The organism is Cytobacillus firmus (assembly GCF_023715565.1).
GTDB classification, from domain to species: Bacteria; Bacillota; Bacilli; order Bacillales; family Cytobacillaceae; genus Cytobacillus; species Cytobacillus firmus_C.
On sequence record NZ_JAMBOJ010000015.1, the window covers coordinates 35,894 to 49,465 of the forward strand.

14 protein-coding genes are annotated in these 13,572 nt (G+C 43.6%); 12 read left to right on the forward strand and 2 right to left on the reverse strand.

What is annotated here, in order from left to right:
* Window positions 1-8: 8 nt before the first annotated feature.
* The 12 genes from M3205_RS07990 to M3205_RS08045 all read left to right on the forward strand — a co-directional run bounded on the left by M3205_RS07990 (window position 9) and on the right by M3205_RS08045 (window position 12,067).
* Entirely contained in the window at window positions 9-854 is an 846-nt protein-coding gene (locus M3205_RS07990) for a 3-hydroxyacyl-CoA dehydrogenase (protein ID WP_251169434.1), read from the forward strand.
* An 11-nt stretch (window positions 855-865) separates the two neighbouring features.
* Window positions 866-1,645, forward strand: coding sequence for an enoyl-CoA hydratase/isomerase family protein (locus tag M3205_RS07995; RefSeq protein ID WP_251169435.1), 780 nt, complete (start codon window positions 866-868; stop codon window positions 1,643-1,645).
* Window positions 1,646-1,658: 13 nt separating this feature from the next.
* A complete protein-coding gene (locus M3205_RS08000; protein ID WP_251169436.1) occupies window positions 1,659-2,819 on the forward strand; it encodes an acyl-CoA dehydrogenase family protein in 1,161 nt (386 codons plus the stop codon).
* 3 nt (window positions 2,820-2,822) lie between these two features.
* The gene (locus tag M3205_RS08005; RefSeq protein ID WP_251169437.1) at window positions 2,823-4,016 is read left to right on the forward strand and encodes a thiolase family protein; all 1,194 of its coding nucleotides are present in this window, start codon (window positions 2,823-2,825) and stop codon (window positions 4,014-4,016) included.
* 21 nt (window positions 4,017-4,037) lie between these two features.
* Window positions 4,038-5,039 carry a hydroxyacid dehydrogenase gene (locus M3205_RS08010; protein ID WP_251169438.1) on the forward strand — a complete coding sequence of 334 codons (1,002 nt, stop codon included), beginning with the start codon at window positions 4,038-4,040 and terminating at the stop codon, window positions 5,037-5,039.
* Between the two features lie 5 nt (window positions 5,040-5,044).
* Window positions 5,045-5,458 carry a PaaI family thioesterase gene (locus tag M3205_RS08015; protein ID WP_251169439.1) on the forward strand — a complete coding sequence of 138 codons (414 nt, stop codon included), beginning with the start codon at window positions 5,045-5,047 and terminating at the stop codon, window positions 5,456-5,458.
* Window positions 5,455-6,417, forward strand: a complete 963-nt coding sequence (locus tag M3205_RS08020) for an NAD(P)H-dependent flavin oxidoreductase (RefSeq protein ID WP_251169440.1) — start codon at window positions 5,455-5,457, stop codon at window positions 6,415-6,417. The genes M3205_RS08015 and M3205_RS08020 overlap by 4 nt, the downstream gene beginning before the upstream one ends.
* Window positions 6,418-6,428: 11 nt before the next feature.
* Complete coding sequence (gene fabG / locus M3205_RS08025; protein ID WP_251169441.1) at window positions 6,429-7,190, forward strand: 3-oxoacyl-ACP reductase FabG; 762 nt, start codon at window positions 6,429-6,431, stop codon at window positions 7,188-7,190.
* Between the two features lie 11 nt (window positions 7,191-7,201).
* A complete protein-coding gene (locus M3205_RS08030; RefSeq protein ID WP_159863079.1) occupies window positions 7,202-8,308 on the forward strand; it encodes a tartrate dehydrogenase in 1,107 nt (368 codons plus the stop codon).
* 137 nt (window positions 8,309-8,445) lie between these two features.
* Window positions 8,446-9,663, forward strand: coding sequence for a hypothetical protein (locus tag M3205_RS08035; protein ID WP_251169442.1), 1,218 nt, complete (start codon window positions 8,446-8,448; stop codon window positions 9,661-9,663).
* A gap of 512 nt (window positions 9,664-10,175) precedes the next feature.
* A complete protein-coding gene (locus M3205_RS08040) occupies window positions 10,176-10,838 on the forward strand; it encodes a hypothetical protein (RefSeq protein WP_159863077.1) in 663 nt (220 codons plus the stop codon).
* Between the two features lie 14 nt (window positions 10,839-10,852).
* Entirely contained in the window at window positions 10,853-12,067 is a 1,215-nt protein-coding gene (locus tag M3205_RS08045) for an efflux RND transporter periplasmic adaptor subunit (protein ID WP_159863076.1), read from the forward strand.
* Between the two features lie 39 nt (window positions 12,068-12,106).
* On the opposite strand, the gene M3205_RS08050 is transcribed toward M3205_RS08045, so the two are convergent.
* Together M3205_RS08050 and M3205_RS08055 are read right to left on the reverse strand one after the other, a co-directional pair.
* Window positions 12,107-12,406, reverse strand: a complete 300-nt coding sequence (locus M3205_RS08050; protein WP_159863075.1) for a hypothetical protein — start codon at window positions 12,404-12,406, stop codon at window positions 12,107-12,109.
* A 100-nt stretch (window positions 12,407-12,506) separates the two neighbouring features.
* Complete coding sequence (locus M3205_RS08055) at window positions 12,507-13,556, reverse strand: C40 family peptidase (RefSeq protein WP_251169443.1); 1,050 nt, start codon at window positions 13,554-13,556, stop codon at window positions 12,507-12,509.
* Window positions 13,557-13,572 lie beyond the last annotated feature (16 nt).

The window sequence follows — 13,572 nt, forward strand, 5'->3', positions numbered from 1 at the left end:
GGAACAGAATGAACACTATCACAGTAGTAGGTTCAGGTGTTATGGGAAAAGGGATTGCTTATACCTGTGCCGTTTCGGGATTTGAAGTTTACTTGAATGACATTAATCAGGAAATAGTAGATAAAGCCAAAAACGATATTTATAGCTTATTGGAAGGCAGTCTTCAAAAAGGATTTATTTCTGAAGAACAATATGGGAAAGCAAAAGACCGGCTTCATTTTGAAACAGATTTAGAGACTGCTGCGAAAAATGCGGACCTTGTCATTGAAGCAGTTCTGGAAAAGATAGAATTGAAGATTGATATTTTTAAAAAGCTGGACAGCATCTGTTCCCCGGAAACCATTCTGGCCACAAATACTTCAACAATGAGCCCAACGGAAATTGGGGCACAAACATCACGGCCCGATAAAGTGGTGGCCATGCACTTCTTTAATCCGGTCCACAAAATGAAGCTGATTGAAATTATCCGTGGACTGGAAACATCTGATGGCACGGTCCGCATGGTGAAAGAAGTCGGTGAAAAGCTTAAGAAGGAAACCGTTGAAGTGAACGAATTTCCGGGATTCGTCACTTCCCGGATGAATTGCCTGATCGGCAATGAGGCGATGAATATGCTGATGGAAGGAGTAGCCTCTGCTGAAGACATCGATAAAGCCTTGAAGCTGGGGCTTAACCACCCGATGGGCCCGCTCGCACTGGCAGATTTAGTAGGCTTGGATACCCGGCTGCGCAATATGGAGTATCTATACCAGACGCTTGGGGAGAAGTACCGTCCTTGTCCGCTGCTTATCAAATATGTAAAAGCCGGACGGCTGGGGAAAAAGAGTGGAAGAGGATTCTATCAATATTCTTAAGGGGTGAGAACATGCATCAATACGAAAAGCTGCTTGTTCAAATCGAACAGGGGATTATGTGGCTGACCATTAACCGTCCTGAACAGCGTAATGCTTTAAATCAGGAGACACTCCAGGAGCTTGAAGATGCCTTTAGCTGGGCGGAAGCAAATGATGAGGTGATATGCATCATCATCCAGGGAGCAGGGGGAAAATCCTTTGCAGCAGGAGCGGATATAAAGCAGCTTCATGATAGAAAAATGCTTGAGGCATTGATTCCGGGCATGCAGGGGCTCTACAAAAAAATCGAACAATCGGGCAAAGTAACGATTGCGGCTGTAAAGGGATATGCACTGGGTGGAGGGTGCGAGCTGGCCCTTGCCTGTGACATTCGAATAGCAGCGAAAAAAGCAAAATTCGGCTTGCCGGAGCTTAACCTGGGCATCATTCCTGGAGCAGGCGGAACACAGCGCCTATCCAGGGTGGTTGGCAAGGGAAGGGCACTTGATATGATCTTGACAGGCAAAATTATAGATGGAGAAGAAGCTGAAAGAATCGGTCTGGTTACATACCTTGCAGCCGATGATGAATTGGAGGAGAAAGCAGAGGAGGTTGCCTCTCAAATTCTTAAAAAAGGCCCGGTTGCAATTAAGCTGGCAAAGCTTGCTGTCCACAAAGGTTTTGATATTGACCTGGAGACAGCCATGCTGATTGAGAAGCTTTCACAGGCTGTAGCTTTTGGGACAGAGGATAAAAGAGAAGGTACGGCAGCATTCCTGGAAAAAAGAACGGCAGAATTTACTAACCAATAAGGGAGAGATAGAAATGGACTTTAATTTTTCAGAAGATATAAATTTTTTAAGAGAAAATGTGCGTAAATTTGTAAAAGAAGAAGCAGAACCATTGGCGATGGAAATTGAAGAAAAAGATATGATACCAGAAAAGCTGGTGGAGATGTCTAAGGAAATGGGCTTATTCGGATTAAGCATTCCGGAAGAATATGGCGGGCTCGGCCTTGACATGGTCGGAAAGTGCGCCATTTACGAAGAGCTTGGCAAAACACATAATGGCTATACCACTTTAATAGGGGCACATACGGGAATCGGCTCTGTCGGAATAGTGGAGCTTGGAACAGAAGAGCAAAAGCAAAAATACCTGCCGAAAATGGCAACCGGGGAATGGATCGGCGCTTTTGCTTTAACCGAGCCGAGCGCTGGCTCGAACGCTGCGGCACTGAAAACGACTGCAGTCAGAAAAGGTGATAAATATATTTTAAATGGATCCAAGCATTATATTACGAATGCGGTTGACGGGCACGTCTTTACCGTAATGGCAGTAACGGACCGGGCAAAAGGGGCGAAAGGAATTACCTCCTTTATAGTTGAAAAAGACTTCCCCGGCTTTGTACTTGGGAGTGTCGAACAAAAAATGGGATTAAGAGGCTCCCATTCGGCAGAGCTTTTCTTTGAAAATATGGAGGTTCCCGCCGAGAACGTTCTTGGTACAGAAGGACAGGGATATATCAATGCACTGAAAATCCTGGCCAATGGGCGTGCTGGCCTGGCTGCCAGAAACCTTGGCTCCTGTGAAAAGCTTCTTGAGCACTGCCTGCAATATACTCAGGAACGGGAGCAATTTGGCAAGCCGATCATCGAAGTGCAGGCTGTTCAGCATATGCTGGCTGACATCAGCATGCAAATCGAAGTGCTTAGATCCATGACGTACCGGGTTGCCTGGATGACCGATCAAAAAATGAGAGTTGTCAAAGAGGCTGCTATCGCAAAGCTATTTGCGTCAGAAGTATATAACAAAGTGGCAGACTTAGCGGTGCAAATCCACGGCGGAATCGGCTATATGAGAGACTATCCGATTGAACGCTACTTCAGAGATGCAAGAATTACAAAAATCTACGAAGGAACCTCTGAGATACAGCGCAATATCATTGCGAATGAGCTTAAGCGGGAATCCTCATATGTGGGGGTGTAAGGCATGAATCAAGCATATATTGTCGAATCAGTCCGGACAGCTATTGGCAGAATGGGCGGAACAATAAAAGACGTTCCAGTTGATCATCTGGCAGAGAAAGTTATTCGGGAGGTACTGAATCGCTCTCATTCCGGCGTCCAAGTAGATGAAGTGATTCTTGGCCAGGCCAAGCAAAGTGCAGATACTTCGAATCTTGCACGGCTCGCTGCTTTAAGAGCTGAGTTGCCTATTGAGGTTACAGGCTATACAGTTCACCGCCAATGCGGATCCGGTCTTCAGGCCATCAATAATGCCGATATGCAAATCAGGCTTGGATACTCTGATGTAATTGTGGCCGGTGGAGCTGAAAGCATGAGCACAGCCCCATACTATATCCGGAACGCGCGCTACGGTTTTCAGGCTGGAAATTCGCAAATTCTGGACCCGAATACCGAAAGCCAGCCTTGTTCCCAGCCAATTGAAAAATATGGGAATCTGACAATGGGATTAACCGCTGAAAACCTGGCTGAGAAGTATGGTATTTCAAGGGAAGAGCAGGATGAATTTGCGCTTCGCAGCCAGGAGCTTGCGCATGCAGCCATTGAATCTGGCCGTTTTGAAAAGGAAATCATCCCGGTTGAATATAAGCAAAAAAGAGAAACACAGCTTTTTAGTGTGGATGAGCATCCGCGCAGTACAGATATCGGGAAGCTCTCGAAGCTTAAGGCCGTCTTTAAGGAAAATGGAACCGTGACAGCAGGCAATGCCAGCGGCCGCAATGACGGTGCTTCCGTCCTTTTGATGATGAATGAAGCGAAGGTAAATGAATATGGCTTAAAGCCAAAAGCGAAAATCATTGCCCGGGCTGTGAGTGGAGTATCTCCGGAAATTATGGGGATTGGTCCTGTAACCTCTACATTTAAAGCGTTAAAGCAATGTGGTTTATCGATGGGTGACATTGGACTGATAGAGTTGAATGAAGCATTTGCAGCTCAGGCACTTTCAGTCATCCGTGAATCCGGAATGGATATTAATAAGGTGAATGTAAACGGCGGAGCCATTGCTTTAGGACATCCTATTGGAGCAACAGGAGCCATTCTGATGACAAAGCTACTTCACGAAATGGAGCGGAGAGGCGAAAAATATGGTCTGGTCACTCTTTGTATTGGCGGCGGCCAGGGAATTACCACCATAATTGAAAACCTTCAAGTTTCATAATATCCATGAAGGAGTGTTGAGATGACCAGACCTCATATTGTTCAGATTCTCCCCATGTATCATGAAGATGGGGAGGCTGTACTGAACAGACATGCTGAAGTGAAGAAATTCATCGAATTTAACGAATCAGAGATTTGCACCTACCTTCAGAATAATAAAGTTGATGCAATCATCCTCCGGGCCCCGGCAAGGATTACTCCTGCCATTTTGGACAGCTGCCATCAAGTAAAGGCTATTTCTGGAGCTGGAGTAGGTCTTGATAATATAGATGTAGAATATGCAACAAAGAAGGGAATCCCCATTTTACATGCTCCGAAGCTCAATAGTACGGCAACAGCAGAACACGCAGTGAGCCTGCTCTTAGCGGTAATGAAGAAAACGGCCTATTTTGACAGGGAAACCAGGAGTGGGAACTTTCAGTCAAGGGATGGTGAATTTACTTTTGAATTGGAAGGAAAGCAGCTGGGGCTTGTTGGTTTTGGGAGTATTGCGCAAAAAGTTGCCAGGATTTTAGTCCATGGCTTTGGAATGAAAGCTATCGCGTATGTCAGGACAATCAATTCAGAAAAACAGCAAGCGGCTGACAGTATAGGAGTGGAATTAACGACTTCTTTAGAAAATCTTTTTTCAATAAGTGATGTTGTAAGCTTACATATCCCATTAACCATAGAAACAGATAAACTGGTAGATTATCATTTGCTTTCGCTTATGAAAGAAACAGCGGTCCTGATAAACACTGCCCGGGGCGGCGTGATCAACGAGGAAGATTTGGCAGAGGCATTGAAACAGAATCGAATTCTTGGTGCAGGGATCGATGTTTTTGCCGATGAGCCTCCGCCTCCTGATCATCCCTTTTTTCAACTTAAGCAAGTAACTATGAGTCCGCACATTGGCGGAATCAGTCTTGAGGCGGCAAGGAAAACCTCCATGCTGATTGCAGAGAACCTAATACTTGCCATTCAAGGTCAAAAGCTTTCTGTCATAGCTAATCAAGCTGAGCTGAACGAAGCAGGGAAGGGGTAATTTTCATGACAGCAGAACATCTGCAGAAAGTGAAAACAGATTTTGAAAGCAGCCCATTCTGGAACTTTATCGGATTGGAATTAAGAGAATTAAGAGAAGGCTATGTTTTGCTGGCGCTGCCCATACAGAAGGATTTCATAAATGTAAGAAATTCTGTGCATGGGGGCATCTATGCATCGGTAATGGATACAGCAATGGGCATGGCAGGCAGGTCGCTGGGATATGATGAGGTTGCGACAATCCATCTAAACATTCAATACCTTAAATCTGTGATGGAAGGAACGGTAAACTCCGAAGCAGAGATTATTCATCAGAACCGCAGCACGGTATTAATCGAAAGCAGGCTGATGAATGAAGACGGTGAACTGATTGGACATTGCACCGGAACCTTTAAGCTGTCTAAAGGTGAAAAGGGATGATGCAAACAGCTGTCACAGAGATGTTTGGTATCCGCTATCCCATTATCCAAGGGGGGCTTCAAGGGCTTGGAACATCACCGCTTGTGTCCGCCGTATCGAATGCAGGCGGACTCGGTCTTATAACAGCCGGAAGCTTTTCCTCCAAGGAAGAAATGCTGGAGGATATTGAGTCGGCAAGAAAGCTCACATCCAAACCCTTTGGCGTAAATATCGCTCTTGGAATCCGCAAGCCGATGGATGAATATGTGGAAGGGGCGATCGAAGCCCGTGTACCCATAGTGTTCACCTCCGGAAATAACCCCGAGAAATATATGGAGAGCCTTAAAGCTAACGGAATAAAAGTCGTTCATGTCGTGCCCTCTGTAAGATTTGCCAGAAAAGCAGAATCAATTGGCTGCGATGCAGTGGTCGTGGTTGGATACGAATGCGGGGGCCATCCGGGCAAAGAGGATGTAACCAGTCTTACCTTGATACAAAAGGCTGTTAAGGAGCTTTCGATACCTGTCATTGCAGCAGGAGGGTTTTCAACAGGAAAATCAGCTCTTGCTGCTTTTGCTTTAGGGGCACAAGCAGTGCAGATGGGTACAAGGTTCTTGGCTTCCAGGGAAACGGCACTCCATGAGTCGATCAAAGATAAATTGATGCAGCTTCAGGAAACAGATACCGTGCTTGTGAAAAAATCAATCGGGAAAGCCATGAGAGTAATGAAAACAGAACGTGCGATGGAATTGCTGAAAAAGGAAGAAGACGGAGCAGCTTTAGAGGAGATTTTTCCATATATAAGCGGTGAATCCTATATGGAACTAATTAAAAATGGCAACGAACATTCCGGTGTCATCTCATTAGGGCAGACCATTGGATTAATAGATGAAATTAAAAAGACAGAAGACATTATCAAGGATATAGTGCAGGAATACGAACAGCAGCTTGAATATTTGTACAGGAATTTTAATAGATAGGAGCGAAGCTATTGTTTAGTCAAGAAGACCAGGTAGCTGTTGTCACTGGCGCAAGCAGGGGGATAGGCAGGGAAATAGCCGGAAGACTCGCCTCGGAAGGTGCATACGTTTATTTAGTGGACATAAATGAGGAAGTATTAAATGTGACCAGGCATGAACTGCGGGAAAAAGGCTTTGCTGCAGAAATGATCAAGGCGGATATCACCAATAAAGAGGAAGTGGAAAGGCTTTTTTCTTATATAGAGGAAAGGCATGGCAGGGTAGATATTCTAGTTAATAACGCCGGAATCATCCGGGATAACCTGATATTTAAAATGAATGAAGATGATTGGGACAGTGTCATGAATGTTCACTTGAAGGGTACTTTCCTCTGCAGTAAATACGCCCAGAGATTAATGGTTCAGAACAAATATGGAAGAATCATCAATCTTTCTTCCGTATCAGCCCTCGGAAGCAGGGGGCAGGCCAATTATGCAGCGGCAAAGGCTGGTATCCAGGGATTTACGAAGACCCTGGCTATTGAACTGGGAAAATACAATATAACAGTGAATGCCATTGCGCCCGGGTTTATTATGACAGATATGACAAAAGCAGTCGCAGAGCGGCTTGGCATTTCCTTTCAGGAATTAATTGAATCCAAAGTAAAGCAAATTCCGGTTAATAGAGCAGGCACTCCGGAGGATATCGCACAGGCAGCAAGCTTTTTTGCAAGTCCGGCATCCTCTTTTATAAGCGGTCAGGTCTTATATGTTGCCGGTGGCCCAAAAGCATAGGAGGTTATGAGATGAAGCATTGGAAAATTGCCCTGATCCCTGGGGATGGAATAGGTCCGGAGGTTGTGGCAGAAGGAGTAAAAGTGTTAAAAAAAATTGAGGAACTGGATCCCGGTCTATCCTTCTCGTTTACGGAGTTCCCATGGGGCTGCGAGTATTATTTGGATAACGGAAAGATGATGGCTGATGACGGGATTGAAAAATTAAAAGAATTTGATGCCATCTATTTAGGAGCAGTAGGCTATCCTGGTGTGCCTGACCATATTTCACTGTGGGACCTGCTTTTGAAGATCCGGAAGGAGTTTGATCAGTATGTAAACATTCGTCCTATTAAACTTCTGCACCCGGAGCTGACACCGCTTAAAAACAAAGGGGAAAAAGAGATCGACTTTTTGGTGATACGGGAGAATAGTGAAGGGGAGTACGCCGGGGCAGGAGATTGGCTATTTAAAGGAAAGCCTGAGGAAGTCGTCCTGCAGACCGGTGTGTTTTCAAGGAAAGGAACAGAACGCATTATTCGCTACGCATATGAAGAAGCCCGCAAACAGAAAAAGACCTTAACAAGCATCAGTAAAGCAAATGCACTGAATTATTCCATGGTGTTCTGGGATGAGGTGTTCATTGAAGTAGGGAAAGAATATCCGGATGTCAAAACTTACTCCTATTTGGTGGATGCAGCAAGCCTCTACTTTGTACAGCAGCCGGAAAGATTTGAGGTTGTCGTTACCTCTAATTTATTCGGGGATATTCTAACCGATCTTGGGGCTGCGATTACAGGTGGACTCGGACTGGCTGCGGGAGCGAATATCAATCCTGAAAGGGAGTTTCCATCCATGTTTGAGCCTATTCACGGATCCGCACCGGACATTGCCGGGAAAGGTCTTGCCAACCCTCTTGCTGCCATTTGGTCCGTAAGCCAGATGATGGATCATTTTGGTGAACCGGCTTGGGGAAACGCCATCCTGAAAACGATGAAAGAACTGCTTCAGCATAAGAGTGCACTAACTCCGGATCTTGGCGGAAAAGCTTCAACGGATCAGCTTGGCAATGAATTTTTGAATCTTTTAAGCAGTCATGCTCCGGTTACGGTTAAAAGTCCTTCCAGTGGAGTTAACTAATAGAGAGAAGGGTTCCTATGATACGGTTTTCTCTCGTATTAAGCATGTGTTTTCTTTATATACTTGAGGCATTTGTACCCCATATGTACATTAGCTTCATTTTCAATATGGCCGCTGCAGCGGTATTTTTCACCATAATGCCTTTGTTGGATAGGAAGGGCAGGATATTTACACTGGGCCTATTCTCTGCGGGGATCAGCATTCATTATGCAGTCGGAGACAGGGGCATGCTCCTGATCGAGGGCATAACTCAGAACATGGCTCTGCTGGCTATTCTCATTCTGGCACCGCTTCTGTCTATTCCCTTAAGAAGGGAAGGAATTATTGACACAGTGATTGCGTATTTAAATGAGCTGAAGAACAGCCCCTCCCATACTTTTTATGGCATAAGTTCATTTATGCTGACTCTGGCTCCCATCTTGAACATGGGAGCCTTAAGGATTGTACACGGCTTTGTGGAAAATATCAAAATTCCATCCAGGTTATTATCAAGGTCTTACTATGTAGGATTTACACCGGCTATTATATGGTCGCCATTCTTTGCTTCAGTAGGCATTGTGTTATTTTACTTAGACATCACGTATCTTTCTTATGTAGCGTTTGGTGTAGTTTTTGCCGTTTTGCAGATGGCTGTGGGGATGATACTGTTCCGTCCGGCTGGGGTTGTGGAGACAGCGGCGGCACTGGAGAGAGAAGAGGGAGACTCAATGCCTGTAAAAAGGGATTTGTATACTCTTGCGGGCTTTGTTTTTGGGCTGGTGCTCCTGTTGATCGTTATGGAGCAGGTTACTCAAAAGTCGATGCTTTTACTGGTAAGTATCGTCTGTTGTATTGTGCCGGCATGCTGGATGATCCTGCGGAATCAAAAGAAGGCTGTAAAGGAAGAGATTTCTCTATATAAGAGTAAAATACTCGCACAGAAGATGGAGATTTGCCTCTTTTTAAGCGCGGGCCTATTTGGCAACGCAGTCTCACATACACCAGTAAAACAGCTGCTGGAGCGGTCCATGCATTGGTCAGCACAGCAGTCTATCGGAATTTTATTCTCCTTCATCATTCTTTTTGTAACGTGTATGGCCTTTCTTGGAGTCCATCAAATCATAGTCATCCCGCTGATCCTAACCTCGCTGAACTTTGCGGAAATGCCTGACATTACGGTAGTCAGTGTGGCATTTATGTGCATTTTCACCTGGATGCTCTCTTCTTCCATTTCACCACTAAATGCCATGAATATCATCATCAGCCAATGTGTTCAAAAAAACGGGCTGACCGTTGCATTCAGATGGAATGGGGCATACTTTCTTTCTGTAACGGCGCTGGCCTTTATTTATGTTTATGTATTGAATTGGCTCTAGCAGTGATGTGGAGTGTGGAGCCGGCTAAGCCACAAAAATTTAGGCACCTTTCGTATTCAAATACAAAGGTGCCGTTTTAACTGCTATTAATTTGTAAGATACAGATTCCCATAAATTTTATAACTTCTTCTTTGTTCTAGACTGAAAAAAGCTGACAGCTTCCAAAATAAATAATTTCTCCTGCTCACTCAGCATTGTCCAGTTTCCAGCTTTTATTTTCATTAGTAAGCCCTCCTCGATTTTTAATTCTCTCGTGACAAGGACATAGTTGTAAAATTCTTACTTAACTATACCGCCTTTCTGGTCACTTGAAACAACAAAAGTTTTTGCAAATTCCGACACTTACTTTTGTAGAATAAGGACTAACTATCAGGAAAGATGTGCACTTGAAGGTATTTTGCTATAAATTGATCCGTTATTGGACCCGTTTCTCCACAATTCTACCTATTTCCCAATATTTTGATTTTAAGTTAAAATAAAAGAATAATAGATATTTTATTGGGGGATACTTTATGGGCTATCGGGTACCGCTGCTTAGAGGGTTAAAGGAACCTTATATGATCTCACATCAGCTGAGAAAAGAGGAGAGACTATCAGGGTTATGGAAGCAGATTCTGCTGATCATGCTGATGAGTGCACTGGTATTTGGACTTAGTGCTTATTTTGGCATTGGAAGTGAGCAGGCATCAAAAAGCCTGACGGATATGTCCAGAAGTGAGTATGAACTATACAAGCTGTTCTTTGGCGGCGGACAAGTCGTTTATAGTATCATCTATGCGGCCATAATCATTTTTCTGCCATCTCTGTTATTTTGGACATTGGTAGACGTTGAATATCAAAAATTGATCAGCATTCAGCTGATGGTTATGCTAATTCTTCTAATAGAAAAAGCAATAAACATTCCACTCTTTCTTTTTCTCGGACTAAACAATGAATCATCCATATTTTCACTTGGCATTATGGCTCAGGCTGCCTCACTTCCAGATTTGTTGGTCTATACGTTTTCTGCCATTACACTTTTCAAAATTTGGACAGTTGTCCTGCAATATAAGTATTTACGAGCCGTTTCCGAAAGAAGCCCTCGTTTTCTTATATTCATGCTGATCGGAACGCATCTGTTTTTCGTGATTGTTTCAGCTTTACTCTCATCCATTCAATTGGAAAAGTTAATTTAAGTGAGGGATCTTCTATGACGTGGAAAGTGAGATTGCTGATTGTTGGTGTGGCCCTATTCCTGGCTTGCAATATTGCTCTGATTTTTTGGAAAAGCGATAAGATCAGCAGAACCTATTATATTGATGAATGGTCTGCTGTGAAAAAGCAGGATCTTCTTGAAACTATGCCGGCCAAAGGTGTTATGGCTCCAAAGGAAGAGCAGCACTTATACTATGAAAATACTACAGGCACGTTTAAGTCCTTTCTAGTAGAAAAGGGGGACGAGGTCCAGCCGGGGACAGGCTTATTCGAATACTCACCGGATGACATAGCCGTGACGAAGGAAAATTTTCAGATAGAAAAAGAAAAACTGGAACGTGAACAAATTAGCATAGAAAGTCATATCAGAGATTTGGAAAGCACGAAGAGAACGCTTGATCTAACGCCTGCAGAAGAAGATGAACCCAATCTAAACGCATATATGATTCAAACGATTGAACGCGATATCGCAGAAAAGGAGCTGCAGATCAGCAGACTTGAAAGTGAAATCCAAAAGTATGATGATATGATTTATGCTGCCGATGAAAGCCTGTCCAATTTAACAGTTGAAAGTGAAATAGCGGGAACAGTCAAAAGCATTAAGAATGACCTCACAAATCCGGTTGTAACCATAATCTCAAACGAGCAAAAGGTCGAAGGGGTTTTTACCGAGCAGGAAATTCATAAAGCTACAGAGGGAATGAAAGTATATATCATCCCAAAAGGCAGCAACAAAAAAATAGACGGAACCCTTGAAAAAATCTTGAACTATCCAACATCAGAACCACATGCGGAAACTGAAAGCCGCTATGAGTTTACGATTGCTATGAACGAAGCACCGGAATTCGAAAGCTTTCATGGAGAGCACGTCGATTTGCGGATTGTAACGAATGAAGTGGAGAATACCCTGACGGTCCCGGTCCAAGCGGTAAAGATGGTGAAAAAAGGGGCGTATACATATGCAATTCAGCAAAACGGAAAGCTGGAAAGAAGGACAATAGAAACAGGGCTGAAAATTGGAAAGACCCAGGAAGTGAAAGAAGGGGTGGTGAAAGGGGAACTGGTTCTTCTCGACCGGCCGCCATTTCTCAAAAGCGGATTTCCATTCATCACACCATTTGAAGTGTCAAAGCTAAAAAAGAAAAACTTTACAGAGTTAAGAAAGAAAGACATGCTGAAATACGCATCAAGAGGTTTTCTTTCCAGATAGAAACCCAGCAGCACATAGAGCTGCTGGGTCTGTTTATGTCTAATAAAAAGAATCTTCCTCGCCGGACCGAAACCTGAAAAGGATGCCAAAAAGCAGGAGTACAGTGGTAACCACCCACACAAACATAAAGGCAGAGCCAAGTGTAAAGTAGTTGCTCGCATAATTCATGCTTTGTTCGGTATTGACAATATAAACAAGGGGTAAGGCAGTCAAAAGGAAAAATAGGATAATCCCAGCCAGCTTGCCCGGCGTCTGATGATGGAATTTGGAATAAATTAAAAGAAGACTCATCAATAATAAAGATAAGGACAAAAATGTAATAATGCCTACGATCTCCATTTGAGCTCCTCCTTTAGACCCCGCTACTTATATAGTATTCTTCGAGATATATGTATATTCCTTCCAAAATATGAAAAAAAGACACCTGTAAATAGGTGTCCTAGTAAAATCTCTTAAATCCATCAAAATGTTGCTTCCAATACGAATTATCCAGACTGGAGATTTCAACGCCTGATGAGCCGGCATGAATAAATTTATTATTTCCAACATAGAAGCCTAAGTGTGAAATGCCTTGCTTATATGTATTCTCAAAAAATACTAAATCGCCAGGCTGTGGCGTATTCACGTAAAAAGAACGGCTGTAGTATCCTTCAGAAGAGTAGCGTGCCATATTAGAGCCTGTCTGCTTTAAGACATAATAAATGAACCCGCTGCAGTCAAAACCTGAAGGAGTTTGGCCGCCCCATAGGTAAGGAACACCAACATGCTTTTGGGCTTCAGCCAAAACCGATGCTGCAGCTCCGCTTGTCTGCTCATTATTTCCTGGCTTACTGCTGGAAACAGATTCATTTGAATCCTTGCTTGCACTTAAGTTAAGCTTTTGTCCAATCAAGATTAAATCAGAGCTTAATTTATTCCATGTTTTAATCTGTTGAACAGTAGTCTTATATCTAGCAGCAATGGCGCTTAGCGTATCCCCGCTTTTAACTGTATATACCTCTGGACTGCTGTCATTGGAAGGTGCTGGAGTGGAACCTGTCTGGCCTTGAGTATCTCCCGAAGTGTTTCCAGCAGAATTTGAAACCTTAAAGACTTGTCCAGGATAGATCAAATGTGTGCTAAGGCCATTCCAGCTCATTAAATCTTTTAAACTTATATTATGATTCAAGGCAATTTTAGATAGAGTATCCCCGCTTTTAACGGTATAGGTTTTTGCTGTATTAGCAGGTGCTGTGGTGCTGCCTGAAGGCTGATTGGCTGCAGGCTTCTCTGCTGCTGCCCCTGGTATTTCAAGTTTTTGATTGATTGATAGAAAATCGGAATTTAAGTTATTGATTTTTTTAATATCTGTAACAGTCGTTTTGTATTTAATAGCCAGATGAAACAGGGTATCCCCTTTTTTTACTGTGTATGTATCGGCGGAAGCCTGAGAGGCAAAGGCAGAAGAAAGCATTGCTGCAGCAGCAATTGTAACCATCTGTTTTTTCACTTTTCCGAATCACTCC